24 protein-coding genes are annotated in these 24,392 nt (G+C 68.8%); 13 read left to right on the forward strand and 11 right to left on the reverse strand.

The window, feature by feature from the left end:
- Positions 1-10: 10 nt before the first annotated feature.
- Positions 11-967 carry a LysR substrate-binding domain-containing protein gene (locus tag ACKI2N_RS09870; RefSeq protein WP_420994253.1) on the reverse strand — a complete coding sequence of 319 codons (957 nt, stop codon included), beginning with the start codon at positions 965-967 and terminating at the stop codon, positions 11-13.
- A 215-nt stretch (positions 968-1,182) separates the two neighbouring features.
- On the opposite strand from ACKI2N_RS09870, the gene ACKI2N_RS09875 reads away from it, so the two are divergent.
- Positions 1,183-1,803, forward strand: a complete 621-nt coding sequence (locus tag ACKI2N_RS09875; RefSeq protein WP_420994254.1) for an FMN-dependent NADH-azoreductase — start codon at positions 1,183-1,185, stop codon at positions 1,801-1,803.
- 316 nt (positions 1,804-2,119) lie between these two features.
- Positions 2,120-3,409, forward strand: coding sequence for an ergothioneine biosynthesis protein EgtB (gene egtB / locus ACKI2N_RS09880; RefSeq protein ID WP_420994255.1), 1,290 nt, complete (start codon positions 2,120-2,122; stop codon positions 3,407-3,409).
- A 266-nt stretch (positions 3,410-3,675) separates the two neighbouring features.
- Here the strand turns inward: egtB and ACKI2N_RS09885 are convergent, their stop codons facing one another.
- From ACKI2N_RS09885 to mltG, 7 genes are all read right to left on the reverse strand, one after another.
- The gene (locus ACKI2N_RS09885) at positions 3,676-4,374 is read right to left on the reverse strand and encodes an ankyrin repeat domain-containing protein (protein ID WP_420994256.1); all 699 of its coding nucleotides are present in this window, start codon (positions 4,372-4,374) and stop codon (positions 3,676-3,678) included.
- Positions 4,367-5,161, reverse strand: a complete 795-nt coding sequence (locus ACKI2N_RS09890) for a TatD family hydrolase (protein ID WP_420994257.1) — start codon at positions 5,159-5,161, stop codon at positions 4,367-4,369. Before ACKI2N_RS09890 ends, ACKI2N_RS09885 begins: the two co-directional genes overlap by 8 nt.
- A gap of 127 nt (positions 5,162-5,288) precedes the next feature.
- A complete protein-coding gene (locus ACKI2N_RS09895; protein WP_420994258.1) occupies positions 5,289-5,810 on the reverse strand; it encodes a GNAT family N-acetyltransferase in 522 nt (173 codons plus the stop codon).
- A gap of 90 nt (positions 5,811-5,900) precedes the next feature.
- The gene (locus ACKI2N_RS09900) at positions 5,901-6,344 is read right to left on the reverse strand and encodes a PilZ domain-containing protein (RefSeq protein WP_420994259.1); all 444 of its coding nucleotides are present in this window, start codon (positions 6,342-6,344) and stop codon (positions 5,901-5,903) included.
- Between the two features lie 130 nt (positions 6,345-6,474).
- On the reverse strand, positions 6,475-7,482 hold the full coding sequence (locus ACKI2N_RS09905) for a DNA polymerase III subunit delta' (protein ID WP_420994260.1): 1,008 nt from the start codon (positions 7,480-7,482) through the stop codon (positions 6,475-6,477).
- Positions 7,483-7,567: 85 nt separating this feature from the next.
- Entirely contained in the window at positions 7,568-8,182 is a 615-nt protein-coding gene (gene tmk, locus ACKI2N_RS09910) for a dTMP kinase (protein WP_420994261.1), read from the reverse strand.
- Between the two features lie 9 nt (positions 8,183-8,191).
- The gene (mltG, locus tag ACKI2N_RS09915) at positions 8,192-9,187 is read right to left on the reverse strand and encodes an endolytic transglycosylase MltG (RefSeq protein WP_420994262.1); all 996 of its coding nucleotides are present in this window, start codon (positions 9,185-9,187) and stop codon (positions 8,192-8,194) included.
- Between the two features lie 224 nt (positions 9,188-9,411).
- On the opposite strand from mltG, the gene ACKI2N_RS09920 reads away from it, so the two are divergent.
- From ACKI2N_RS09920 to ACKI2N_RS09930, 3 genes are all read left to right on the forward strand, one after another.
- A complete protein-coding gene (locus tag ACKI2N_RS09920; protein ID WP_420994263.1) occupies positions 9,412-10,407 on the forward strand; it encodes a YgfZ/GcvT domain-containing protein in 996 nt (331 codons plus the stop codon).
- 35 nt (positions 10,408-10,442) lie between these two features.
- On the forward strand, positions 10,443-10,733 hold the full coding sequence (locus ACKI2N_RS09925) for a DUF4936 family protein (protein ID WP_420994264.1): 291 nt from the start codon (positions 10,443-10,445) through the stop codon (positions 10,731-10,733).
- Positions 10,734-10,810: 77 nt separating this feature from the next.
- Positions 10,811-11,635 carry an NRDE family protein gene (locus ACKI2N_RS09930; protein WP_420994265.1) on the forward strand — a complete coding sequence of 275 codons (825 nt, stop codon included), beginning with the start codon at positions 10,811-10,813 and terminating at the stop codon, positions 11,633-11,635.
- A gap of 38 nt (positions 11,636-11,673) precedes the next feature.
- On the opposite strand, the gene ACKI2N_RS09935 is transcribed toward ACKI2N_RS09930, so the two are convergent.
- Together ACKI2N_RS09935 and ACKI2N_RS09940 are read right to left on the reverse strand one after the other, a co-directional pair.
- Positions 11,674-12,156 carry a hypothetical protein gene (locus tag ACKI2N_RS09935; RefSeq protein ID WP_420994266.1) on the reverse strand — a complete coding sequence of 161 codons (483 nt, stop codon included), beginning with the start codon at positions 12,154-12,156 and terminating at the stop codon, positions 11,674-11,676.
- Between the two features lie 94 nt (positions 12,157-12,250).
- Positions 12,251-13,150, reverse strand: a complete 900-nt coding sequence (locus tag ACKI2N_RS09940) for a LysR substrate-binding domain-containing protein (protein ID WP_420994267.1) — start codon at positions 13,148-13,150, stop codon at positions 12,251-12,253.
- 128 nt (positions 13,151-13,278) lie between these two features.
- On the opposite strand from ACKI2N_RS09940, the gene ACKI2N_RS09945 reads away from it, so the two are divergent.
- A complete protein-coding gene (locus ACKI2N_RS09945) occupies positions 13,279-14,553 on the forward strand; it encodes an MFS transporter (protein WP_420994322.1) in 1,275 nt (424 codons plus the stop codon).
- Positions 14,554-14,581: 28 nt separating this feature from the next.
- Here ACKI2N_RS09945 and ACKI2N_RS09950 read toward each other — a convergent pair whose 3' ends face one another.
- On the reverse strand, positions 14,582-15,007 hold the full coding sequence (locus ACKI2N_RS09950; protein WP_420994268.1) for a GNAT family N-acetyltransferase: 426 nt from the start codon (positions 15,005-15,007) through the stop codon (positions 14,582-14,584).
- 253 nt (positions 15,008-15,260) lie between these two features.
- Between ACKI2N_RS09950 and ACKI2N_RS09955 the strand changes: the two genes are divergently transcribed.
- From ACKI2N_RS09955 to ltnD, 7 genes are all read left to right on the forward strand, one after another.
- Entirely contained in the window at positions 15,261-17,921 is a 2,661-nt protein-coding gene (locus tag ACKI2N_RS09955; RefSeq protein ID WP_420994269.1) for a type VI secretion system Vgr family protein, read from the forward strand.
- Positions 17,921-18,754 carry a VRR-NUC domain-containing protein gene (locus ACKI2N_RS09960; protein WP_420994270.1) on the forward strand — a complete coding sequence of 278 codons (834 nt, stop codon included), beginning with the start codon at positions 17,921-17,923 and terminating at the stop codon, positions 18,752-18,754. The genes ACKI2N_RS09955 and ACKI2N_RS09960 overlap by 1 nt, the downstream gene beginning before the upstream one ends.
- A 12-nt stretch (positions 18,755-18,766) precedes the next feature.
- Entirely contained in the window at positions 18,767-20,332 is a 1,566-nt protein-coding gene (locus ACKI2N_RS09965; RefSeq protein ID WP_420994271.1) for a type VI immunity family protein, read from the forward strand.
- A 128-nt stretch (positions 20,333-20,460) separates the two neighbouring features.
- Entirely contained in the window at positions 20,461-22,026 is a 1,566-nt protein-coding gene (locus tag ACKI2N_RS09970; RefSeq protein ID WP_420994272.1) for a type VI immunity family protein, read from the forward strand.
- Between the two features lie 128 nt (positions 22,027-22,154).
- Positions 22,155-22,649, forward strand: a complete 495-nt coding sequence (locus ACKI2N_RS09975) for a hypothetical protein (RefSeq protein ID WP_420994273.1) — start codon at positions 22,155-22,157, stop codon at positions 22,647-22,649.
- Positions 22,650-22,715: 66 nt separating this feature from the next.
- Positions 22,716-23,453, forward strand: a complete 738-nt coding sequence (locus ACKI2N_RS09980) for a FadR/GntR family transcriptional regulator (protein WP_420994274.1) — start codon at positions 22,716-22,718, stop codon at positions 23,451-23,453.
- Positions 23,454-23,487: 34 nt separating this feature from the next.
- Positions 23,488-24,387: an L-threonate dehydrogenase gene (gene ltnD, locus ACKI2N_RS09985; RefSeq protein ID WP_420994275.1), complete on the forward strand. Its 900-nt coding sequence runs from the start codon at positions 23,488-23,490 to the stop codon at positions 24,385-24,387.
- Positions 24,388-24,392: the final 5 nt, after the last annotated feature.

A 24,392-nucleotide genomic window follows, 5' to 3' on the forward strand; every position in this document is an offset into this window, starting at 1 on the left:
GCCCGCGCGGTCAGGCCACGCTGACCGGCCGCCGGTGCATGCCAGGCTGGTGCAGCTGCATGCCGGCCTTGCGCGCGGTCTCGGGCAGGATCTCGGCCAGGAAATCGAGGAAGCGCCGCAGCGCCGGCGGCATGCCCTTGCGCGAAGGAAACACGGCATGCAGGGTGCCGACCGGCGTGATCCACTGCGGCAGCAGCAATTCCAGCTCGCCGCTGTCGATGGCGTCGCGGCAGAACATGCGCGGCAGCATGGCCACGCCGACGCCGGCGATGGCCGCCTCGCGCAGCAGCGCGAACTCGTCGGTGATCAGGCGCGGATCGTAGGCGATATGCACGGCCTGGCCGCTGTCGCAGGTCAGCGTCCACACATGCTTGCCGTCGTGCGGCTTCTGGTTGACGCCCGGCATGCCGTCCAGCGCCTGCGGCGTGCGCGGCCGCCCGATGCTGTCGAGCAGCGCCGGGCTGGCCACCAGCATCAGCGGGCTTTCGCCGAAGTTGCGCACCACCAGCGAGGAATCGTCCATCACCTCGCGCACCCGCAACGCCAGGTCGAAACCCTCGCCGATCACGTCCACGCGGCGGTTGGTGGCTTCGATCTCCACCCGCACGCCGGGATTGGCCTGCATGAAGCGCCCGATTTCCGGCGCCAGCAGGCTTTGCGCGATCGCCACCGGGCAGCTCACGCGCAGCGTGCCGCCGGGCTGGTCGCGCGCCTGCTCGATGACCTCGCGCGCGCCTTCCGCCTCCGCCAGCATGGCGCGGCAGCGTTCGTAATAGGCCTCGCCGATGGGCGTCACGCGCACCTGGCGGGTGGTCCGGCGCAGCAACTGCACGCCCAGCTCGCGCTCGAGCTGGGCGATGCGCCGGCTCAGGCGCGATTTCGGCACGCCGCTGGCGCGGCTGGCGGCGGAAAAACTGCCGTACTGGACTACCTGGGCAAACAGGGAAAGATCGTTCAGGTCTTGCATCGTGACTGCCTCGAGCAATGGCTGGGAGCTGGAAACGGGGCGGGAAACGGGGCGGGAGCTGGAGAACGGCGCCTGCGTTGCACCCGGCACACCCGGCTGCATGTTCCGCCGCTGGAACAATAATTTCCATTTTGCACCACTACCGGCATCAATGGGGGACCGCTATCTTTCGCTTCACCTAACCCCGAAACATCGATCCACCTGTGGAGCTGAACATGAACATCCTGCAAATCGACTCGAGCGTACTGGGCGACCATTCCGCTTCCCGCAGCCTGACCGCGCAGGTCGTCGCCGACCTGGTCGCCAAGAACCCCACCGCAACCGTGACCGTGCGCGACCTGGACCAGGACGCGCCCGCCCACCTGTCCGGCGCGCTGCTGCCGGTGCTGGGCGGCCCGAAGGACGGCCTCAACGCCGTGCAGGAAGCCGAACTGCAACGCACCGAAGCCTTCCTCAAGGAATTCCTGGAAGCCGACGTGCTGGTGGTGGGCGTGCCGCAATACAACTTCGGCATCCCCAGCCAGCTCAAGTCGTGGATCGACCGCATCGCCCAGGCCGGCCGCACCTTCCGCTACACCGAGAAGGGCCCGGAAGGCCTGGCCGGCGGCAAGCGCGTGATCGTGGTGTCGTCGCGCGGCGGCGTGCGCGCGGATGCCTCCGCGCTGGACCTGCATGAGCAGACCGTCGACGTGGTGTTCCGCTTCCTCGGCATCACCGACATCACCTATGTGCGCGCCCACGGCCTGGCGTTCGGCCCGGACGCCCGCGAAGCCGCCCTGGCGGCGGCCCGCGGCGAAGTGGCGGCGCTCAACGACGGCGCCGCCCTGGCAGCCTGACCGCAGCCTGGGCATCACCCGCAGGACGCCCGCCCGCGACCCGCCGGCGGGCGTCTTGCGTGGCGGGACACCGCCGCCCCGCAGCCCCGGGGCTTCTGGCGGCGCGGCCCGCCGCGGGCACCCCGCCCCGCGCCTTTGTAGGAGCGCGCCGCCTATGCCTGCCGCGCGTTTCGGGTCTATGATGGTTCCGGACGCGCCCGCTTCGGGTGCGGATCCCCAGGGGCAAGCCCGCACAGCCAGGCAGCACGGGCCCGGGCAGCGGCCTGCCCGCCATCCGCCTGCCATGGCCGGCGCAACGTCCGATCCGGGAGCCCGCATGTCTTCTGCCCTGCTGCCTGCCAGCGCGCTGCACCCCCCGCACGAACCCGCCCTGCTCGCCCAGTACCGCCATGTGCGCGCGGCGACCGAGGCGATGGTGGCCGACCTCACCGATGCCGATGCCACCGTGCAGTCGATGGAAGACGCCAGCCCGGCCAAATGGCACCTGGCGCATACCACCTGGTTCTTCGAGGAATTCGTGCTGACGGCGCGCATGCCGGACTACGAGCCGGTCGACGAGCGCTACCGCTATCTCTTCAACTCCTATTACGAGTCGGTCGGCGCGCGCCACCCGCGCCCGCGCCGCGGCCTGCTCACGCGGCCTTCGCTGGACGAAGTGCTGGCCTACCGCGAGGTGGTCGACGAGGCCATGCTCGGCCTGCTGATGCATGCGCAGACCGACGCCGAGGCGGCCCTGATCGAGCTTGGCCTGAACCATGAACAGCAGCACCAGGAACTGCTGCTGACCGACATCCTGCACCTGTTCGCGCAGAACCCGCTCAAGCCCGCCTTCGCGCCCGAGCTGCTGGCGCCGGTGATCGCCGACCCGCGGCCGGCCGCGGAATGGCTGCGCTTTCCCGGCGGCGTGGTTGCCATCGGCCATGACGGCGAGGGCTTTGCCTTCGACTGCGAGGGGCCGCGCCACAACGTGCTGCTGCGCCCCTACCAGTTGGGCTCGCACCCGGTCAGCAACCGCCAGTGGTTCGAATTCATCGAGGACGGCGCCTACCGCACCGCCGGGCTGTGGCTGTCGGACGGCTGGCGCTGGGTCAACGAACAAGGCATCGAAGCGCCGCTGTACTGGGAAGAGCGCGAAGGCACGTGGTGGCAGATGAGCCTGCGCGGCATGCAGCCGGTGGACCCGGACAGCCCGGTCACGCACATCAGCTTCTACGAGGCCGACGCCTTCGCGCGCTGGGCCGAGCGCCGCCTGCCGACCGAGGCCGAATGGGAGCACGCCGCGCGCAACCTGCCGGCCACCGGCAACTTCGCCGAGGGCCGCGTGCTGCGGCCGCTGCCGGACCGCCAGAATACCGCCGGCGCGCTGCGCCAGATGTTCGGCGACGTGTGGGAATGGACCGCCAGCCCGTTCCAGCCCTATCCGGGCTTCCGCCCGGGCGCCGGCGCGGTGGGCGAATACAACGGCAAGTTCATGTGCAGCCAGATGGTGCTGCGCGGCGGCTCATGCGTGACGCCGGAATCGCATATCCGCGCGAGCTACCGCAACTTCTTCTATCCGCACCAGCGCTGGCAGTTCACGGGGGTCAGGCTGGCCGACGACGTGTAGGCGCTGACGGCGCCGGGATGGGTCGAAGCCACCACCTCTGCGCACTCGCCTGGATCGACCGCCGGACCGTGTCCAACGGCAAGACCAGCCGCCGCGGCCATCCGAACTCTCAATTTTCGCCTTCCAGATCTGCAGCGAGCTGCAGCTTGGATGGCTCACTGTCCGAGGCGGCGTCTTGCCCCAAAACGACAAGCGCCACGGCATATGCCGTGGCGCTTGTCGTTTTTTGCCGGCCCGGTTCGTCAGGATCGCGGCCTCACACGATCTCAGTTCGCGCCCTTCTGCGGCGCCGGCGCGCCCATCGGCGTCTGTGGATACAGCTTCTGCCAGCGCGCTTTCAGCCCGCTGGCGATCTCCGGCTGGTGGTAGCGCTCGGCGAAATCGATCACCGTCATGCCCTGCTGGTTGCGCAGCCGCATGTCCGCGCCCTCGTCCAGCAGCAGCTTGACCGTCTCGATATGGCCGCCGCGCGCGGCCATCATCAGCGGGGTGCTGCCGTTGGGGCTTTCGGCGTCGATGTAGGCGGCGTGGTCGATCAGGTATTTGACGATCTCGTTGTTGCCGTTGGTCGCCGCGTAGTGCAGCGGCGTCCAGCCGGTCTTGTTGATCTCGACTTCCATCTTGTCGACCATCAGCTTGACGAGGTCGACCTCGTTCTGCAGGCTGGCCATCATCAGCGGCGTCTCGCCGGCGGCGTTGGTCTTGTCGAAATCGATATTCTTGGCCCGGATCAGCACCGCCGCCACCTTCAGCGACTTTTCCCGCAGCGCCACCACCAGCATCGGGTTGCCCTTGGCGTCGAGCACATTGGGATCGACGCCGCGCGCGAGCAGCTTCTGCGCGGTGTTGGCGTCGTCGAACTCCACCGCCTTGCGCAGGTCGTCGGTGGGCGTGCCCCAGGCGGCGCAGCCCACCAGCAGGGCCGCGCCTGCGGCCAGACCTCTCAATGACTTCATGTTAAGCATGAGGTTTCCTGTTTATATGCTTGAAAAGGCGGAAGAAATTATCGGTGGTACGTTCCGCCAGCTCCTCCACGGGAATGCCGCGCAGGTTGGCGACGAACTCGCCGACATGGCGCACCCAGGCCGGCTGGTTGGTCTTGCCGCGGTACGGCACCGGCGCGAGGTAGGGCGAATCGGTCTCGATCAGCATGCGGTCCAGCGGCACCTTGCGCGCGGTTTCCTGCAGCTCCACGGCGTTCTTGAAGGTGACGATGCCGGAGAACGAGATATGGAAGCCCTGGTCGAGCGACTGGCGGGCGATCTCCCAGCTCTCGGTGAAGCAGTGCATCACGCCGCCCACGGCGCCGGCGTCCTCCTCGCGCATCAGGCGCAACGTGTCGTCGGCCGACGAGCGCGTGTGGATGACCAGCGGCTTGCCGGTCTGGCGCGCGGCGCGGATATGGGTGCGGAAACGCTCGCGCTGCCACTCCATGTCGGCAATGCTGCGGCCGTTGAGGCGGTAATAGTCGAGCCCGGTCTCGCCGGTGCCGACCACGCGCGGGTGCGCGGAGAGCGCGAGCAGGCGCTCCAGCGAAGGATCCTCGCCCTCCTCGTAGTCGGGATGCACGCCGACCGTGGCGTACAGGTGCGGGTGCTGCTCGGCCAGCGCCAGCACGCGCGGGAAGTCTTCCAGCGTGACCGAGATGCACAGCGCATGCGTGACCTGGTTGGCCCGCATATTGTCCAGCAGCTCGGGCAGGCGCGCGGCCAGGTCGGGGAAATCTAGATGGCAGTGGGAATCGACAAACATGAGGGCGGTGTCCGGATAACGGCGGCGCCATTCGGCCTGAGTTCGGCCTGCGGCGCCGCCACTAGCCATTGTATCCGGTCGCACCCGGCGGCCCGGTCTCGGCCGGCCACCGCGGCGGGCCGCCGAGCTAGCTTGCCGGCTTGGTCAGGTGGCGGCCAAGGATGACGAGGTCGCGCTCGACGCCGTCGAGCACGGCCACGCGCGGCAGGTTGCCCCAGCGCTCGAACCCCAGCGAGGCGAACAGGCCCAGGCTGGGCGCATTGTGGCCGAAGATGAAACCGAGCAAGGTATGCACGCCGATCTGCGGCGCATGGGCGATGGCCTTGTGCAGCAGGTGCCGGCCCAGGCCCTGGCCGCGGCTGGCGGCGTCCAGGTAGATCGAGACTTCGGCGGTGGCGCCGTAGGCCGGACGGCCATAGAAATCGGAAAAACTGAGCCAGCCGGCCATGCGGCCCGCGCTGTCTTCCGCCACCCACAGCGGACGGCGCCCGGGCGGATGGGCGTCGAACCAGGCCTGGCGCGATGCCACGCTGACCGGCTCGGTATCGGCCGTGACCATGCGCGAGGCGACCGTGCTGTTGTAGATGGCGACGATGCCGGCCAGGTCGCGCGGCTGCGCATCCCGGACGGTAAAAGCGGTATCACTCATATTGTCGATTCTTCTCTGACTTCTCGTAAATTCCTTGCAAATCAGCGGCCTGCAAGCGGAACCTGATGTTTCACCCGATATCGGTCGCGCCTACAGCGTCTGCGTGGGCCGGCCGGACTCGATGGCCTTGCCCAGGATCTCTTCCACCGCGCGGCGCAGGTTGCGGCCATTGTCGTCGTCGGGCAGGTGGATGCCGATGCCGGGCGTCTTGTTGGGCGTGCCGACCGGCGTGATCCAGGCCACCTGCCCCGCGATCTGGTATTTCTGCGGCCGGTCCAGCAGGGACAGGACGAGGAATACCTGCTCGCCAAGCCGGAACGGCCGGTTGCTGGGCACGAAGATGCCGCCGCGCTGCAGGAACGGCATGTAGGCGGCGTAGAGGCCCGCCTGGTCCTTGATCGAGAGCGAAAGCACGTTCGGGCGCGAAGCCGCGCCCGGCACCGTGGCCGCCCCGATGCCGCCCGCCGTCGGCGCGCCCACGCCTGCGGCGCCGGGAACGCCTGGGCTCCGGCCCCCTGTTGCTGCTGTACTCATGACTGACCCCTTGTTGCTGACCGTGGCCTTCAGGCCTTATCGGTATGACTGACAGACACCACCAGGCAAAAACACAACCACAACCACAAACGATTGCCAGGCAACGGCGGCCGGGCAACTGTGCGAACAACTACTGGAACAACTGCCGGTACTCGAGAAACACCGCCTCCATCACCAGGCGAGCCGCGAGCGGATGGTTCTCGCTGCGCCGGTGGTTCACCAGCCGCGCCAGGAAGGCCTGCAGCCGGTGCGCATCGGTAGCCTGCGCGCAGCGTGTGACGGCGGCCTGTTCGCGCGGGAAGTAGCGCGGCGGCTGGGCCGCGGCCAGGCATGCCGACAGCAAATCGTACGTCCAGCGCTGCAGGATGCCAAGCACCGCGGGCACCGGCATCTTCTGCAGGTGCTCGGCGGCGCCCAGCGCGTCGAAGCCGGCGCCCGCGGCAAGCTGGCTCACCAGCCAGCGCTGCAGCGGCTGCTCCTCGGCCTCGGTGGCATGCAGCGCGGTCAGCGGCGAGCCGCCGGCCAGCGCCAGCTGGGCCTCGGCGTCGCCCACGCCCTGCCCGCGCAGCCACGCCAGCGCGTCGGCCTGCGCCGGCCGCTGCACGGAAAACTGGCGGCAGCGCGAAAGGATGGTCGGCAGCACGCGGTCCAGCCGGTCGGTGACCAGCAGGAACACGGTCGAGGGCGGCGGCTCCTCCAGCGTCTTGAGCAGCGCGTTGGCGCCCTCGCTCTGCAGCGCGTCGAGCGGGTACACCACCACCAGCCGCAGGCCGGCGCGGTGGGTGCCGATGCCCACGGTGTCGATCAGCGCCCGCACCTGCTCCATGCGGATGACCTTGCTGGGCGCCTTCTTCTTGCCGCTGTCGTCGGTGTCCGCGTCGCCGGCGGCCTCCAAAGCCTCCGGGCGGACCACGGTGAAATCGGGATGGTTGCCCTGGCTGAACCAGTGGCAGGCCGCGCAGGTGCCGCACGGCTGGCCGTCGGCGCGCGGCGTGTCGCACAGCAGCCCCTGGGCGAAATGCAGCGCCAGGTCGCGCTTGCCGATGCCTTGCTGGCCATGGATGAGCAAGGCGTGCGGCAGCCGCCCGCGCAGTCCGGCCAGCCGTTGCCAGTCTTCTGTCTGCCAGGGATAAAGCATGCGAATCAAGGAGTTAGGAAGTGAACTTCATCTGCTGCATGGACTGTTGTCCGTGGTATCAGCCAGCCATGATAGTGCCGCCGAATCAAAGCGTTGCGAGAATTTTCTCAAGCTCGGACTGAATATCGGCGATGGTGCGCGTGGCGTCGATCACGCGGAAGCGCTGCGGCGCCTCCGCCGCGCGCCGCAGGTATTCCTGGCGCGTGCGCTCGAAGAAGGCGCGCGACTCGGCCTCGAACTTGTCGGGTTCGCGCGCGCCGGCCAGGCGCGCGCTGGCGGTTTCCAGCGGCACGTCGAACAGCAGCGTCAGATCGGGCTGCAGGCCGTCCTGCACCCAGCCCTCCAGCACCTCCAGCCGTGCGCGCGGCAGGCCCCTGCCCCCGCCCTGGTAGGCGAAGGTGGCATCGGTGAAGCGGTCGGACACGACCCAGTCGCCCCGCGCCAGCGCGGGTTCGATGATCTCGGCGATATGCTCGCGGCGCGCGGCGAACATCAGCAGCGCCTCGGTTTCCAGGTGCATCTTGCGATGCAGCAGGATCTGCCGCAGGTCCTCGCCCAGCGGCGTGCCGCCGGGCTCGCGGGTAGTGACCACCGCAGCGCCGCCGGCCAGCCTGGCGCGCAGGCGCTCGGCCACCCACTCCACGTGGGTGCTTTTGCCGGCACCGTCGATGCCTTCGAATGTGATGAATTTTCCGCGCATGGGAGAGACTTATTTGCCGCGCTGGTACTTGTCGACCGCGCGGTTGTGTTCGGGAAGCGAGTTGGAGAAATAGCTGCTGCCGTCGCCGCGCGCCACGAAGTACAGCGCGTCCGACGGGGCCGGCGTGGTGGCCGCGGCCAGCGAGGCCAGCCCGGGCAGCGAGATCGGCGTGGGCGGCAGGCCCGCGCGGGTGTAGGTATTGTACGGGGTGTCGGCCAGCAGATCGCGCTTGCGGATATTGCCGTCGAAAGCCTCGCCGATGCCGTAGATCACGGTGGGATCGGTCTGCAGCATCATGCCCTTCTTGAGCCGGTTGACGAATACCGCGGCGATCATGGCGCGCTCGCCCGGCTGGCCGGTTTCCTTCTCGACGATGGAGGCCATGACCAGCGCCTCGTAGGGCGTCTTGTAAGGCAGGCCGGGCGCGCGCGCGTTCCAGGCGTCGGTCAGGCGGCGCTGCATGGCGCGGTAGGCGTGGCGGTACAGTTCCAGGTCGCTGCTGCCGCGCGCGAACAGGTAGGTGTCGGGGAAGAACATGCCTTCGGGTGCCGCCTCCGGCGCGCCGATGGCCTTCATCAGTTCGGTGTCCGACAGGCCGCGGCTGTCGTGCTTGAGCGCCGGGTGGGCGTCGACGGCGGCGCGCATCTTGCGGAATTCCCAGCCCTCGATCACGGTCAGGACGTAGTGGGTGACCTCGCCGCGGGCGACCTTGCCGATCACCGTCAGCGGCGTGGCACCGCGCTCGAACTCGTAGCCGCCGGCCTTGAGATCGGCGCCGTGGCCGGTCAGGCGCGCCAGCAGGGCGAACAGGCGCGCGTCCATCGGCACGCCGCCGCGCTGGATCTGGCGGCCGACGCTGGCTACGCTGGAATTGGGCTTGATCACCACTTCGACCGGCGCGGCCGGCAGCTCGAGCGGGCGGTTGGCCCACCAGGCGAAAGCGCCGGCGGCGGCGATCGCGAACACCAGCGCGACCAGCAGCAGCCGCAGGAAAATACGTTTCATGTAGGGCAAAAGGTAGCGGCGCCGCGTGCGCCCGGGCGCGCCGCGGCGAAGACGGCGGCGCGCGGCAACGGTTGCGCACGCGCCGGCTGAAATGGCGACAGCCCCATATAATACCGGGAGCCTTGCGCCGCCACGAGCACGCGCAGCAGTCGCACTCGCCATCCGGCGCGCCCGCGCGCGCGTTGGCGGTCCCGATACGAGCAATCACGAGCCCTGTTCCCGCCATGAATTCCCCTGTCCCAGACCTTGCCACCCAGTTCGAAGCCGTGCGCCGCAGCGGTATCGTCTGCCGCCCCGCGCACCTGGGCCTGATCCGGGTCGCCGGCGAAGACGCCGGCAGCTTCCTGCACACGCAGCTGACCAACGCCATCGACGACCTCGCCGCCGGCACCGCCCGCCTGGCGGGCTACTGCTCTCCCAAGGGCCGCCTGCTCGCCAGCTTCCTGGTCTGGCGCGACGAGGAAGGCATCGTCCTGCAGTTGTCGGCGGACCTCCAGGCCGCCATCCAGAAGCGCCTGAGCATGTTCGTGCTGCGCGCCAAGGCGCGCCTGTCCGACCTGACGCCGGCGCTGGCATTGCTCGGCGTGGCCGGCCCGGCCGCTGCCGCCGCGCTGCAGGCCGCCGGCCTGCCGGCCCCGGACGCCCCGTGGCAGACCGCCGCCGCGGCCGGCGCCACGGTGATCCGCCTGCCCGACGGCGCCGGCCTGCCGCGCTGGCAGGTTGCGCTGCCCGCCGGCCAGGCGGCGGACATGCAGGCCGCGCTGGCGGCGGCGCTGCTGCCGGCCGACGGCGCCGTGTGGGACTGGCTGGAAGTGCAGTCCGGCGTGCCGCGCATCGCCGCGGCCACGCAGGAACAGTTCGTGCCGCAGATGATCAACCTGGAACTGGTCGGCGGCGTGAGCTTCCGCAAAGGCTGCTATCCGGGCCAGGAGATCGTCGCGCGCAGCCAGTACCGCGGCACCCTCAAGCGCCGCATGTGGCTGATCCACGGCGAAGGCGAGGTGCCGGCCGCCGCCACCGAGATCTTCCGTCCGGACGATCCGCAGCAGCCGTGCGGCATGGTCGTCAACGCGGCCGCCGCGCCGCAGGGCGGCTGGGACGGCCTGGCCGAACTGAAGATCGATGCCGCCGGCGGCGCGCTGCATCTTGGCAGCGCCACGGGCAGCCCGGTGCGCCCGGGCGAGCTGCCCTACGCGGTGCCCGTCGGCGAGGCCGCCTGAGCGCCGGCGCGCCGCAGGACACGGGCAGGACCGTCATGAGCGATCACCTCTACGTCTATTTCCGGGTGCCTGAAACCCTGGCCGAAGAGGCGCTGCCGCACTGGCACCGCTGGATGGAGACCGTTGCCGAAGCGGGCGGAATTGGTGGTACGCTCTTACGCAGGCCCGAGACGCGCAACGGCATGCAGACCTGGATGGAAGCCTATGCCGACGTGCCTCCCGCCTTCGACATCCTGCTCGACGGGCTGTGGCGGCAGAGCAGCCTGCAGCGGTTCATCAGCGGCGAGCGCCAGACCGAGCGCTTTGTCGACCTGGACCAGCTCTGAACCGCTGCGCGGCTCTCCGCCCGGGACGGACAGGCAGTGAGTGAAGTGAATGCAGCAAATGCAGTAAAGGAAGCGCTATGTGCCTGATTCTGGTGGCCTGGCAGTCCCACCCTGACTATGCCCTGGTGGTGGCCGGCAACCGCGACGAGTTCTACGCCCGCCCGGCGGCGCCGGTGCACTGGTGGGAAGACGCCCCGCAAGTGCTGGCCGGCCGCGACATGGCGGAAGTGATCGGCGAGCCGGGCACCTGGATGGGCCTGGCCGGCGATGGCCGTTTCGCGGCCCTGACCAACTACCGCGCCCCCTCCGAGAAGCGCACCGACGCCCGCTCGCGCGGCGAACTGGTGGCCGGCTTCCTGCGCGGCGACAGCGATCCGCGCGGCTACCTGGCCGGGCTGGCGCCGCGCGCCGGCGTCTACAACGGCTTCAACCTGCTGACGTGCGACCTGCACGAGCTCTGGTGGTACAGCAACCGCGGCGCGTCGCCCCACCCGCAGCGGCTCAAGGCCGGCCTGTACGGCTTGTCCAACGCCCTGCTCGACACGCCCTGGCCCAAGGTGGTCAGCCGCGTCGGCGCGCTGGCCGAGACGCTGGCGGCCGATAGCGGCCAGGCCGGCGCCAGCGCCGATCCCTACTTCGACCTGCTGGCCGACACGCGCCAGGCGCTCGACTTCGAACTGCCCCGCACGGGCGTCACACCGGAATGGGAGCGGCTGCTCTCGTCCGCCTTCATCCGCTCGCCCAACTACGGCACGCGCGCCAGCACCGTGCTGCGGGTGCGCCACGACGGCCGCTTCGAGCTGAGCGAGCGCAGTTTCGACGCCAGCGGCCGCACCGGCGAAGTCTCCTACCGCGGCCGCCTGCGCGTGTCGCGCGACGCCGGACAGGTGCCCGCGCCCTGAGGCTGCCGAGGGCGCGGCTTCCTGCTTCCTTCTTCTGCTCAATATTGCCGCGCTTGCAGCCCCCAGGGCCGCAGCGCCGCGCCCAGCGCGCGGATCGCGGCGGGATCGTTGCGCACGGCCAGCAGCCAGGCGGGATCGCCGCGCCCGAGCTCCAGCAACTGCATGCCGTGCGGCGCCAGTTCGCGGTTGGCGTGCGCCAGGTAGAGCGCCGCGGGCTCCATGTCGAAATCGTTGTCGTCGCCGCCGAGCGGAATGCCGTCCTCGTCGTAGAGATCCTCCACGTCGAGGGAGGACACGCCCGCCGCGCGCAGCACGGCAAGCCCGGCCACGGCCGCGGCACCATGCGTGCTGAATTCGCGCCAGTCCACCTGCGCCAGGCAGTGCCCTGCCAGCCAGGGACCGAGCCATGCCGGCAGCAGTGCGTCGGCGGCTGGCGGATCGCCGGCCGGTGCGGTGGCGGGATCGACGGCGGGAATGGCATCGGCAAGCGCCTGGAGCAGGCGGGAGCGGTTCTCTGGCATGGTATGAAACGCGGGCAACGGCCGCCGCAAGGCTGGCGACGGCGCGGCGGCAAAAAAACAAAGACCGCGATGATACCGCTTCCTCGGGCCGTCTTCAGGCCGCTTCGGCCAGCCTGAGCGGCAGTGCCGCGCGCACCGCCTCGGCCACGATGCCGGCCAGCCGCGCCGCGGGCGCATCGAGCTCGTCGTCCTTGCGGTACAGCGCCAGCGCCAGCGACGGCAGCCGGGGCAGCCCGCCTTCGCCCGGCTCCCAGGTCCGCACCGACGGCGGCAGGCCCATCGCCGTGCGGATGGTCAGGCCCAGCCCCGCCGCCGCGCCCGCCCACAAGCCGCCCAGGCCCGGGCTGGTGAAGGCCACGCGCCAGGCGATGCCGGCCCGGTCCAGCGCCGCGGTGCCGGCCGAGCGAAAACGGCACGGCGGCTCGAACGCGACCAGCGGCAGCGGCTCGCCGTCCTGCCACTGGACACGCGCCGCGGACGGCCCGATCCAGCGCATCGGCAGCTCCGCCACGCGCTCGGCATGCGGCATGCGCACGCCGTCGTCCCAGGCCAGCGCCAGGTCCAGCCGGCCCGCGGCCACGCCCTCCAGCAATTCGGCGTTGCGCGCCACGCGCGCCTCGATGCGCACCTTGGGATGCGCGCGCGCGAAGCGGCCCAGCACCTCCGGCAGCAAGGCCTCACCGAAATCCTGCTGCAGCCCGAAGCGCACCCAGCCCTCCAGCGCCACGCCGTTTACCGCCGCGGCCGCCTCGTCGTTGAGTTCCAGCAGCCGGCGCGCGTAGGCCAGCATGGTCTCGCCGGCCTCGGTCAGCGCCAGGCCGCGTCCGGCCTTGCGGAACACCGCCGTGCCCGCCTGCTCTTCCAGCTTCTTGAGCTGCGCGCTGACCGCCGAGGTCGAGCGGCCAAGCCGGTCGGCGGCCCGCGCGAAACTGCCCAGTTCCATGCCGACGACAAAGCTGCGCAGCACGTCGAGATCGAAGTTGACGGAAGCCATGGCCAATCATCCTGATTTTTAGAACATTAAATCAAAAACTATCTGATATTCAGGATCATTCTCGGCTGACAAAATCGAGTCGTCAAGGCCATCCGCGCCGCTTTTCCAGGTTCGATTCCATGTCACGTATGTCCGCCCCTGCTTCTCCCGCCCCGCTTTGCGCGGCCCCCGCCAGCGCACCCCGCCACGGCCCCGGCCACCGATGGAAGGTGCTGGCCACCGGCGTGGCGGCCAACGTCAGCTTCGCCGCGGCGATCGGCGGCATCCCGACCACGGCGGTGCTGATGCGCGGCAGCTACCGGCTCGGCGACGGCGAGTTGGGTTTCTGCCTCGGCATGATGGGGCTGGGCATCGCCTTGAGCGAAGTGCCGTGGGGCCTGCTGACGGACCGGCTGGGCGACCGCCGGGTGCTGATGGGAGGACTGGCCGCCACCGCGTTGTGGCTGCTGCTGATGGCGGTCTCGGTGGTGCCGGCGGCGGGCCACGTGCCCACGCACGCGCTGCTGGCAGCCGGCCTGCTGGTGCTGGGCCTGCTCGGCGGCAGCGTCAACGGCTCGAGCGGCCGTGCCGTGATGGCGTGGTTCCGCGAAGGCGAGCGCGGCCTCGCCATGAGCATCCGCCAGACCGCGGTGCCGGCCGGCGGCGGCCTGGGCGCGCTCGCGCTGCCGCCGCTGGCGCAGGCCTGGGGCTTTGCCGCGGTCTATGGCGCGCTCGCCCTGCTGTGCGCGGTCACCGCGGCGTTTGCCTGGCGCTGGGTCCACGAGCCGCCCGCCGCGCAGCCGGCCAGCCGCCCGGTCCACGCCGCCGCGCCGGCGCGCGGCCCGCTGCGCGATGCCCTGGTCTGGCGGCTGGTGGGCGGCATGGGGCTGATGTGCGCGCCGCAGGTGGCCGTGCTGACCTTCGCCACGGTGTTCCTGCACGACTTCGGCCACATCGGCGTGGCCGCGGCCGGCATGACGGTGGCCGCCGTGCAGGCCGGCGCCGCCGTGACCCGCGTATGGAGCGGCCGCTGGACCGACCGGCACGGCAACCGGCGCGCCTATATGCGCGGCTGCAGCCTGCTCACCCTGTTCGTGTTCGCCGCCATGGCCGCCCTGACCTGGCTCAGCGCGGCCGCGCCGGGCTGGCGCGCCCTGGTGATGCCCGCGCTGATGGCCTGCCTGGTGCTCGGCGGCATCTGCGCCTCGGCCTGGCACGGCGTGGCCTTCACGGAACTGGCCACCATCGCCGGCGCGGCGCGCGCCGGCACCGCGCTGGGGCTCGGCAACACCTTCGCCTTTACCGCGTTCTTCGTCGTGCCGCTGGCGATTCCCGGCACCGCGGCGGGGTTTGGCTGGGCCAGCGTGTGGCTGGCGGCAAGCGCCTGCGCGCTGCTGGCCAGGCCGCTGTTCCCGCGCGCGTAGCGTGCGGCCCGGTGCCGCTCAGTGCCGCTCAGCGCAGCGACTTGCGCATCTCCACGTGCGGGATGCCAACCTCCTCGAACGGCTCGCCGACCTGCTCGAAGCCCACGCGCGCATAGAACGGCGCCGCGTGGCTCTGCGCGCTCAGCACCAGTTCGGGATAGCCGAGCTCGGCCGCCTTGGCCATCAGCGCCTCCAGCACCCTGGCGCCCACGCCCGTGCCGCGCGCCGGCTTGAGCACCGCCATGCGCCCGATATGCCCGTCGGGCAGCAGGCGGCCGGTGGCCAGCGCGCTGCCGTCCTCGGCCAGCGCCAGCGCATGCCAGCTCGGCTCGTCCCATTCGTCCCATTCCATCTCCACCGGCACGCCCTGCTCCTCGACGAAGACGGCGTAACGGATGGCGCGCGCGGTTTCGCGCGCTTCGGACCAGGGAGCGATGCGGATGGAAATCGTCATGATGTGTGGTGGACAGTGCAGGGGAAAGGCGCCCCGGACCAACCTGGGGCGGCCGTCATGATACTCCGCGAGCGGGGCGGCCGGGATGTCGGCAGGAGGGCATGGGAAGGCAGAACCCCGTCCGCTCCCCAAGAAATTTCCGCACCTCCTTTGCACCCTCTCCGACACCCTCCGGAGAACTCCCTGACACAAAATAGGCCGCACTTTAAGGATCATTGACGGCATTGCCTTCAGGCTTTCCCGGAAGTCCGCCGTGCCCCGCCAGAGTGACCTGCGTTTTACCTTCGCGCCCGCCGCGGGCGACTTCGAGGTGATCGAATTCACCCTCGACGAAGCGATTTCCGAACCCTTCGTGCTGCGGCTGGAGCTGGCCAGCTTCGATCCCGCCGTCGACTTCGGCAAGTTGCTCGACCGGCCCGCGCTGTTCACCCTCTGGCGCGGCGAAACCCCGGTGCGATACGTCCACGGCATCGTCAGCGCCTTTACCCAGCGCGCCACCGGCTTTCGCCGCACCCGCTACAGCGCGGTGGTTGAGCCGGCCCTCGCCCGCGCGGCGCTGTGCTCGGACTGGCGCATCTTCCAGCAGCAGTCGGTGCCGCAGATCCTGCAGGCCATTGTCAGGAAACACCATATCGCACACTACGAGCAGGTCATCACGGCCACGCACCTGCCCCGCGAGTATTGCGTGCAGGCCGGCGACACGGACCTGCATTTCCTGCACCGGCTGGGAACCGAGGAAGGCCTGTTCTTCCGCTTCGCGCATACGGCCGAAACACATCGCCTGATTCATGGCGACATGCTCTACATCCAGGGCGCCGTCGCCGGCGGCCCGGTGCTCTACAACCCCGCCCCGGGCGGCGACCAGCCCGAACCCGCCCTGCGCCGCTTCGACTACACCGAGCGCGTGCGCACCGCGCGCCAGACCCAGCGCGACTACACCTTTAAGCACTCGCGCTACAACCAGGAGCACAGCTTCGCCGGCCCCGGCCTGGAGCGGCAGGGCAGCGCCTACGAACGCTACGATTTCCCGGGCCGCTACAAGCTGGACGAGGCGGGCAAGCCCTTCACCCGCGCCCGCCTGCTCGGGCTGCGCCGCGACGCGCGCATGGCGTATGTCGAAGGCGACGACGCGCGCCTCGTGCCCGGCGTGGCCTTCGACCTCGCCGGCCATCCGCGCGAGGACTGGAACCACGGCTGGCGCCCGGTGCGCATGCGCCACGCGGGCGTGCAGCACGCCAGCCAGGCCGAGGAGAGCGCCGGCGGCGAGCAGGGCACGCGCTACGGCTACACCGCCGAGATCGTGCCCGACCGGCTGGAGTGGCGCCCCGAGCCCTGCGCCAAGCCGCGCATCGACGGCCCGCACGTGGCCACCGTGGTCGGCCCGCCCGACGAGGAGGTCTACACCGACGCATACGGCCGGGTGAAGGTCCAGTTCCCGTGGGACCGCGAGGGCAAGGAAGACGAGCGCAGCTCGTGCTGGATCCGCGTGGCGCAGAACTGGGCCGGGCGCAGATGGGGCCATATGGCCATCCCGCGCATCGGCCACGAGGTGATCGTGGACTTCCTGGACGGCGATTGCGACCAGCCCGTCATTACCGCAAGGGCATACCCGGCCATCAATCCGCCGCCCTATGAACTGCCGAAGTTCCACGCGCTGACCACCATCAAGAGCAAGGAGCACAAGACCTGGCGCGCCAACGAACTGCGCCTGGACGACACCCATGGCCAGATCAGCGCCGCGCTGATGAGCGACCACGGCGAGAGCGCGCTGCACCTGGGCTACCTGACCCATCCGCGGCCCGACGGCGGCAAGCCGCGCGGCGAAGGCTTCGAGCTGCGCACGGACGAACACGGCGCGCTGCGCGCGGCCAGGGGGCTGCTGCTCTCCACCGATGGCCGCGCGCAGGCGCAGGGCGGGCAACTCTCGCGCGGCGAGCTGGTGGCGTGCCTGGAAAGCGCGCTGGCGCTGGCCAGGCAGCTTGGCGACTACGCCGCGCGGCACGAGACCCTGCCCCACGACGCCGGCCCGCAGCGGCACCTGAGCGAAGCGGTGCGGGACCTGGGCCACGGCGCCAACGACGAGCAGGCGGGCGGGACGGCAGGCGAGAACGCGGGCGGTAACGGCGGCCAGCCGCTGATCGCGCTGAGCAGCCCCGCAGGGATCGCCGCCGGCACGCCGCAGTCGATCACGCTGGCCGCGGGCCAGCACATCGACAGCGTGGCGGCACAGAACCAGCAGATCACCGCAGGGCAGGCGCTGGTGATGAACGCGGGCCAGGGCATCAGCCAGTTCGCGCAGGGTGGCGACATGCGCCACATCGCCCACCGGGGCCAGTTGCTGCTGCAGGCCCAGCACAACGCTATCCGCGTGCAGGCGGACCGCAGCGTGGAGATCAGCGCCAGCCGCGAACACGTGCTGGTCGCGGCCGAGCAGCACATCACGCTGCTGTGTGGCGGCGCTTATATCAAGATCGCCGGCGGCAATATCGAGATGGGCATGCCGGGGACGTTCACGGTCAAGGCCGCCCGCTTCATGACGGTCGGCCCTGACAGTACCCGCGCCATGCTGCCGGCATTCAAGTCGCCCGAAGCCACCGGCGGGGACCATGACGCGCGCTACCGCCTGTGCAAGACGGACGAGCGCGCCTTCCAGGGCTATCGCTACCGCCTGATGAGCGGCAGCCAGTTGCTAGTGGAGGGCGTGACCGGCCAGGACGGCGAGACCGATACCGTGGAAACCGAGCGCAAGCGCCCCATCCGCGCCTACAAAAGCGTCATGCGAGAAGACCAGCGCATCACCGAAGACTGGAAAGCCCTGATCAGCGCCATCGACGACGGCAGGCCTCACAAAGATAAGACGGCGCCGTTCGACGACGACGCCTTCCTGGATCAATTTCATTCGGAGGAAGACTGATGGCCCTGCCCGCCGCCGCGGCTGCCGTTGTCATCTGGGGCTACCGTGCCTATCGCGCCTACGCCGCGTACGAAACCGCGCAGACCGCCAAGGAAGCCGCCGAAATGGCGCTGGAGATCGCCAGGCGCAAGGACGAGGTAAAGAAGCTGCTCGACAGCACGCTTTCCAGCCTCAAGAAAGAAATCGACTTGAATATCGCCACGCTGGCGGCCGTCGACCACGGCGGCCGCAGCACCGTCTCGCGGCGCGGCACGGAAGCGACGACCTACCGGCAATACATCGAGCGCAGGGTGCCGTTCCGCCCCGCCATCAGCGTGGTGTGCAACTGGGCGCTCGCCGCGCCGATCAAGGTGCCCCGGCGCATACGCAGGAAGATCCCCGGCGAGGCCGTCGAATCGACCATCGAGATCGCGCTCAAGCAAACCACAGCCTCGCTGGTGTTCGAAGCCATCGACGACATCCTGGACTGGAAAAGCCCGCTCAAGGCCGAGCCCAACTACAACGGCAACTCCGGCAAGGCGATGCTTGGCGAGCCGCCGACCCGCCCCATGCGGGTCAGCGAGGTCTTTCCGTTCTGGCCGCGCCCGCGCGGCAGCCTCGCGCCGGACCTGGTGATCGTGGAATACCGGCAGCAGCCGTTCGAGGTGGACAACGTCTTTGTCGCGGTGGAGATCAAGTTTCCGGGAGACTGGGTGAAACAGGAGCAGATGGATAACTATGTTGATCTGATGGGGAATAACACAAGAAAGGTTGCATTGCTAAGAGTGCCGGAGGATTGCAGCGGATTCAATCGAGATGCCAATAGCAGAAAAAGAAACCGGTTACCCCGGTGAAAGGAGAAGTCGATGAGTACAACAGAGACACTGACAAGCGACGACGATGTCGCCGGCATGGTGGAAGACCTGAAAAAGTGGCCCAGTACTGCTGTCGACAATGGAGAGTATGAGCTTGCCGTCATGCCCTTCATCACCTTCTACTTTACCTACGCCCCAGCCCATTACCTGGCGACCTCGCTGGCGATGATCGAGGTTCACGAGGCATTCGAACGACTGGCCGGAAAGCCATACAAGATCGCAACCCATCCCGATTCCGAGCGGCCGCATCCCTATGGCTCCAAGCGGCTTGGCGACCTGCGCGAATGGGCGCGCAAGACCAGGATCGACAAGTCTTTTCTTTTCAATTTCACCGACCAAGAAAACCATTGTAGCTCCCCAAGCACGTCAGGATATTTCTGGCGTAATGCGGACCGGGAAAATGGCTCGACCGATTACTCCTCCATTCAGCTCTATTACCGTTGGCAGTGGTGGCTGGACAACAAGGATGCCTGGCGACGCTTCGTACACGAGACCATCGAACGCCTGCGACCTGAGCAAGTCTATAGCGGCTTCTCCGTGGCCAACCCGCTGGCGTTCGGCTGCCGCGCCGAAGTCACGGTATGGGATCGGGCGCTGGCGCCGCACTTCTACGGCCTCGACACTGACTATCCGTTCGGCATGAAGAGAACGCCTCAACTGCCCAGCGGCCTGCGCCCGCCCACATGGGGTTTCTTCCTCTCCGACACGTGGCGCGAGCGGCTGTCTATCGAGCGCGAGGCCGTGCGCACCTTCCTGAACGACCCGCGCATCCGCATCGATGGGCTGGGCTGCGGCCAGTGGATCGAACTGGGACCACAGCCCGAGTTGTATCCGGTCGAACAAGGCGTGCCGGTAATGCCGGCGCGACTGAACCGAATGCTGCGGCCCCTGCGTCATCCGAACCTCGACCTGGGGGGCTTCGGCGAATGGGATGGCGACCCCAACGAGCGCTTCAACCTTGCCGACACCCGGCGCTGGCTCGCCCGCTTCGACGACGACGGCGACTGGCCCACGCCGCAGGCGCGCGGCAGAACGCCCGGCGCGCCGCCGAACGAGCCGGCACCATCGCATATCGCCGCGGGAGAGACCGTTCCGCGGGCCGGATGGTGGTTCACTCCGGCCAAGCGCGGCTCCCGCCGGTACTTCGAGGCAGGAGAAATCGCACCTAAGATGCCCACGGAGCCCGCGCGCGGCATCGTGGTCTGGCAATGGGACACGGATCAGCGCATGCCCCTGCCCGAGCCGGCACGGATGGCCGATACCGGACAGCCCGCTCCCCGCGCAGGTCACTGGCAACGCGCCGGCGACAGTGCCGTGCGGTGCGTGGCTGCCCTGTCCGAGCCCCTGCCGGCCTATCGAGGCAACCCGGTGCGCTGGGTGTGGCAAGGCGAAACCACCCAGGGAGCGCGCGTGCGCTCGGGCCAGCCCTGCCCTTATCCCGGAGTCTGGGCCTGCGAGCAGATTCCGACCGGGCCGGAGGTCTTCAAATATCAGGCGCCCATGCCGCAGGTGGCGGGACGCGACGTGACCTGGACGATGGTCAGGTTCCTGCGCTGAGGATTGCTCGCGCAACTGACAGGCATACGAGACACGAGAAAAGTCACCCTGCTGAGCGGGCCAGAGGATTGCACGAGGTTCAAACCAGACGCCGGTAAGGGGAAGCGCCAAAATGACAGGAAGAGCCGATGAGTACGACCGATAGCCTGATGAGCGACGACGATGTCGCCGGCATGGTGGAAGACCTGAAAAAGTGGCCCAGTACTGCTGTCGACAATGGAGAGTATGAGCTTGCCGTCATGCCCTTCATCACCTTCTACTTTACCTACGCCCCAGCCCATTACCTGGCGACCTCGCTGGCGATGATCGAGGTTCACGAGGCATTCGAACGGCTGGCCGGAAAGCCATACAAGATCGCAACCCATCCCGATTCCGAGCGGCCGCATCCCTATGGCTCCAAGCGGCTTGGCGACCTGCGCGAATGGGCGCGCAAGACCAGGATCGACAAGTCTTTTCTTTTCAATTTCACCGATGAAAAGAACCATCGCAGTTCGCCAACCATGGCGGGATATTTCTGGCGTAGTCCGGATTGGGATGACGGGTCATCCGACTACTCCTCCATCCAGTTCTATTACCGTTGGCAGTGGTGGCTGGACAATAAGGATGCCTGGCGGCGCTGCGTACACGAAACCATCGAACGCCTGCGACCTGAGCAAGTCTATAGCGGCTTCTCCGTGGCCAACCCGCTGGCGTTCGGCTGCCGCGCCGAAGTCACGGTATGGGATCGGGCGCTGGCGCCGCACTTCTACGGCCTCGACACCGACTATCCGTTCAGCATGGCGCTGACCCCTCAACTGCCCGGCGGCCTGCGCCCGCCCACATGGGGTTTCTTCCTCTCCGACACGTGGCGCGAGCGGCTGTCTATCGAACGCGAGGCCGTGCGCACCTTCCTGAACGACCCGCGCATCCGCATCGATGAGCTGGGCTGCGGCCAGTGGATCGAACTGGGACCACAGCCCGAGTTGTATCCGGTCGAACAAGGCGTGCCGGTAATGCCGGCGCGACTGAATCGAATGCTGCGGCCCCTGCGTCATCCGAACCTCGACCTGGGGGGCTTCGGCGAATGGGATGGCGACCCCAACGAGCGCTTCAACCTTGCCGACACCCGGCGCTGGCTCGCCCGCTTCGACGACGACGGCGACTGGCCCACGCCGCAGGCGCGCGGCAGAACGCCCGGCGCGCCGCCGAACGAGCCGGCACCATCGCATATCGCCGCGGGAGAGACCGTTCCGCGGGCCGGATGGTGGTTCACTCCGGCCAAGCGCGGCTCCCGCCGGTACTTCGAGGCAGGAGAAATCGCACCTAAGATGCCCACGGAGCCCGCGCGCGGCATCGTGGTCTGGCAATGGGACACGGATCAGCGCATGCCCCTGCCCGAGCCGGCACGGATGGCCGATACCGGACAGCCCGCTCCCCGCGCAGGTCACTGGCAACGCGCCGGCGACAGTGCCGTGCGGTGCGTGGCTGCCCTGTCCGAGCCCCTGCCGGCCTATCGCGGCAACCCGGTGCGCTGGGTGTGGCAAGGCGAAACCACCCAGGGAGCGCGCGTGCGCTCGGGCCAGCCCTGCCCTTATCCCGGAGTCTGGGCCTGCGAGCAGATTCCGACCGGGCCGGAGGTCTTCAAATATCAGGCGCCCATGCCGCAGGTGGCGGGACGCGACGTGACCTGGACGATGGTCAGGTTCCTGCGCTGAGGATTGCTCGCGCAACTGACAGGCATACGAGACACGAGAAAAGTCACCCTGCTGAGAGGGCCAGAGGATTGCACGAGGTTCAAACCAGACGCCGGTAAGGGGAAATGCCAAAATGACAGGAAGAGCCGATGAGTACGACCGATAGCCTGATGAGCGACAACGATGTCGCCGGCATGGTGGAAGACCTGAAAAAGTGGCCCAGTACTGCTGTCGACAATGGAGAGTATGAGCTTGCCGTCATGCCCTTCATCACCTTCTACTTTACCTACGCCCCAGCCCATTACCTGGCGACCTCGCTGGCGATGATCGAGGTTCACGAGGCATTCGAACGGCTGGCCGGAAAGCCATACAAGATCGCAACCCATCCCGATTCCGAGCGGCCGCATCCCTATGGCTCCAAGCGGCTTGGCGACCTGCGCGAATGGGCGCGCAAGACCAGGATCGACAAGTCTTTTCTTTTCAATTTCACCGATGAAAAGAACCATCGCAGTTCGCCAACCACGGCGGGATATTCTGGCGTAGTCCGGATTGGGATGACGGGTCATCCCGCCGCAGGCGCGCGGCAGAGTGCCTGGCGCGTCGCCGGCTGGCGAACCACCGGCGTGACTACCGCCCCCGGGTAATCCCCAATCGGCACCCCCACCCCAAATTTGTATGATGACCATATCACCCAATCACCTGAGACCTCCGTGTTCCAGAAAGTCCCGGCCCGCGCGCTGACCGATACCGTCGCCGAGCAGTTGCTAGAGAAGATCAACGGCGGCGCCTTTGCCCGCGGCGACAAGCTGCCGACCGAGGCGGTGCTGTCGGAGGAGTTCGGCGTGAGCCGCACCGTGATCCGCGAGGCTATCGCGCGGCTGCGGCATGAGGGCGTGGTGGAGTCGCGCCAGGGCAGCGGCGTGTTCGTCACCGAGCAGGCGGGCATCCAGCCGCTGCGGATCGACTACACCGATACCGCCACGCTGGAATCGGTGCTGCAGATCCTCGAGCTGCGCCGTGCCATCGAGGCCGAGGTGGCGGCGCAGGCCGCGCGCTGCCGCACCGATGCCAGCATGGTGGCCATCGATGCGGCGCTGGCGCGCATCGATGCGGAGGAAGCCGACGGCGGCGACGGCGTGGCGGCCGACGTGGCCTTTCACCGGGCCATTGCCGGGGCTACCGGCAACCCGTATTTCCTCAAGACGCTGGCATTCCTGAGCCAGTACCTGGAGACCGCCACGCGCGTGACGCGGACCAACGAGGCGCGCCGCGCGGATTTCTCGCGCCAGGTGCGCGAGGAGCACCAGTCCATCGTGGCGGCGATCCGCGCCGGCGACGCGCTGGCCGCGCGCAATGCGGCGCAGACCCATATGTACAACGCGGCGCGGCGCCTGTCGCAGGGCAGCCAGCCCGACTCCGACGGGGCCGCGCGCGGCCCGTCCAACTGATCACCCGATCCCGCCTTTCCTGCAGGAGTTCTCAATGAGTCAATCGATCGGCGTCATCGGCCTTGGCGCGATGGGCAACGGCGTCGCGCACAGCCTGCTGCGCGCCGGCTTCAAGGTGCATGCCTGCGACCTGCGGCCCGAGGTGCTGCAACGCTTTGCCGACGCCGGCGGCACGCCCTGCGCCAGCCCGGCCGAGCTGGGCAGCCGGTGCGACGTGGTGGTGACGCTGGTGGTCAACGCCGCGCAGACCGAGGCCGTGCTGTTCGGCGAGGACGGCGCGGCCGCCGCGATGCGGGCCGGCTCGCTGGTGATCGCCAGCGCCACCGTGCCGCCCAGCTTTGCCGAGGCGCTGGGCAAGCGCCTCGCCGGGCACGGCATCCTGCTGCTGGACGCGCCGGTATCCGGCGGCGCGGCGCGCGCCGCCAGCGGCGAGATGACCATGATGACTTCCGGCCCGGCCGAGGCCTATGCGCTGGCCGAGGACGTGCTGGCCGCGATGGCCGGCAAGGTCTACCGGCTGGGCGACGCGCACGGCGCGGGCTCCAAGGTCAAGATCATCAACCAGCTGCTGGCCGGCGTGCATATCGCCGCGGCGGCCGAGGCCATGGCGCTGGGCCTGCGCGAAGGCGTGGACGCCGAGGCGCTGTACGAGGTCATCACCCACAGCGCCGGCAACTCGTGGATGTTCGAGAACCGCGTGCCGCATATCCTGGCCGGCGACTACACGCCGCTGTCGGCGGTGGACATCTTCGTCAAGGATCTCGGGCTGGTGCTCGATACCGCGCGCGCCAGCAAGTTCCCGCTGCCGCTGTCGGCCGCGGCGCACCAGATGTTCATGATGGCGTCCAGCGCCGGGCATGGCGGCGAGGACGATTCCGCCGTGATCAAGGTATTCCCCGGCATCGCATTGCCGGAACGCAAAAAAGCGGAGTGAGACAA

Source organism: Cupriavidus sp. 30B13 (assembly GCF_049059565.2).
GTDB lineage: Bacteria > Pseudomonadota > Gammaproteobacteria > Burkholderiales > Burkholderiaceae > Cupriavidus.

What these genes read in the sequence shown, in the direction of transcription:
- ACKI2N_RS09870 (WP_420994253.1), bottom strand. Translation starts at nt 967, where the DNA reads ATGCAAGACCTGAACGATCTTTCCCTGTTTGCCCAGGTAGTCCAGTAC.
- ACKI2N_RS09875 (WP_420994254.1), top strand. Translation starts at nt 1,183, where the DNA reads ATGAACATCCTGCAAATCGACTCGAGCGTACTGGGCGACCATTCCGCT.
- egtB (WP_420994255.1), top strand. Translation starts at nt 2,120, where the DNA reads ATGTCTTCTGCCCTGCTGCCTGCCAGCGCGCTGCACCCCCCGCACGAA.
- ACKI2N_RS09885 (WP_420994256.1), bottom strand. Translation starts at nt 4,374, where the DNA reads ATGCTTAACATGAAGTCATTGAGAGGTCTGGCCGCAGGCGCGGCCCTG.
- ACKI2N_RS09890 (WP_420994257.1), bottom strand. Translation starts at nt 5,161, where the DNA reads ATGTTTGTCGATTCCCACTGCCATCTAGATTTCCCCGACCTGGCCGCG.
- ACKI2N_RS09895 (WP_420994258.1), bottom strand. Translation starts at nt 5,810, where the DNA reads ATGAGTGATACCGCTTTTACCGTCCGGGATGCGCAGCCGCGCGACCTG.
- ACKI2N_RS09900 (WP_420994259.1), bottom strand. Translation starts at nt 6,344, where the DNA reads ATGAGTACAGCAGCAACAGGGGGCCGGAGCCCAGGCGTTCCCGGCGCC.
- ACKI2N_RS09905 (WP_420994260.1), bottom strand. Translation starts at nt 7,482, where the DNA reads ATGCTTTATCCCTGGCAGACAGAAGACTGGCAACGGCTGGCCGGACTG.
- tmk (WP_420994261.1), bottom strand. Translation starts at nt 8,182, where the DNA reads ATGCGCGGAAAATTCATCACATTCGAAGGCATCGACGGTGCCGGCAAA.
- mltG (WP_420994262.1), bottom strand. Translation starts at nt 9,187, where the DNA reads ATGAAACGTATTTTCCTGCGGCTGCTGCTGGTCGCGCTGGTGTTCGCG.
- ACKI2N_RS09920 (WP_420994263.1), top strand. Translation starts at nt 9,412, where the DNA reads ATGAATTCCCCTGTCCCAGACCTTGCCACCCAGTTCGAAGCCGTGCGC.
- ACKI2N_RS09925 (WP_420994264.1), top strand. Translation starts at nt 10,443, where the DNA reads ATGAGCGATCACCTCTACGTCTATTTCCGGGTGCCTGAAACCCTGGCC.
- ACKI2N_RS09930 (WP_420994265.1), top strand. Translation starts at nt 10,811, where the DNA reads ATGTGCCTGATTCTGGTGGCCTGGCAGTCCCACCCTGACTATGCCCTG.
- ACKI2N_RS09935 (WP_420994266.1), bottom strand. Translation starts at nt 12,156, where the DNA reads ATGCCAGAGAACCGCTCCCGCCTGCTCCAGGCGCTTGCCGATGCCATT.
- ACKI2N_RS09940 (WP_420994267.1), bottom strand. Translation starts at nt 13,150, where the DNA reads ATGGCTTCCGTCAACTTCGATCTCGACGTGCTGCGCAGCTTTGTCGTC.
- ACKI2N_RS09945 (WP_420994322.1), top strand. Translation starts at nt 13,279, where the DNA reads ATGTCCGCCCCTGCTTCTCCCGCCCCGCTTTGCGCGGCCCCCGCCAGC.
- ACKI2N_RS09950 (WP_420994268.1), bottom strand. Translation starts at nt 15,007, where the DNA reads ATGACGATTTCCATCCGCATCGCTCCCTGGTCCGAAGCGCGCGAAACC.
- ACKI2N_RS09960 (WP_420994270.1), top strand. Translation starts at nt 17,921, where the DNA reads ATGGCCCTGCCCGCCGCCGCGGCTGCCGTTGTCATCTGGGGCTACCGT.
- ACKI2N_RS09965 (WP_420994271.1), top strand. Translation starts at nt 18,767, where the DNA reads ATGAGTACAACAGAGACACTGACAAGCGACGACGATGTCGCCGGCATG.
- ACKI2N_RS09970 (WP_420994272.1), top strand. Translation starts at nt 20,461, where the DNA reads ATGAGTACGACCGATAGCCTGATGAGCGACGACGATGTCGCCGGCATG.
- ACKI2N_RS09975 (WP_420994273.1), top strand. Translation starts at nt 22,155, where the DNA reads ATGAGTACGACCGATAGCCTGATGAGCGACAACGATGTCGCCGGCATG.
- ltnD (WP_420994275.1), top strand. Translation starts at nt 23,488, where the DNA reads ATGAGTCAATCGATCGGCGTCATCGGCCTTGGCGCGATGGGCAACGGC.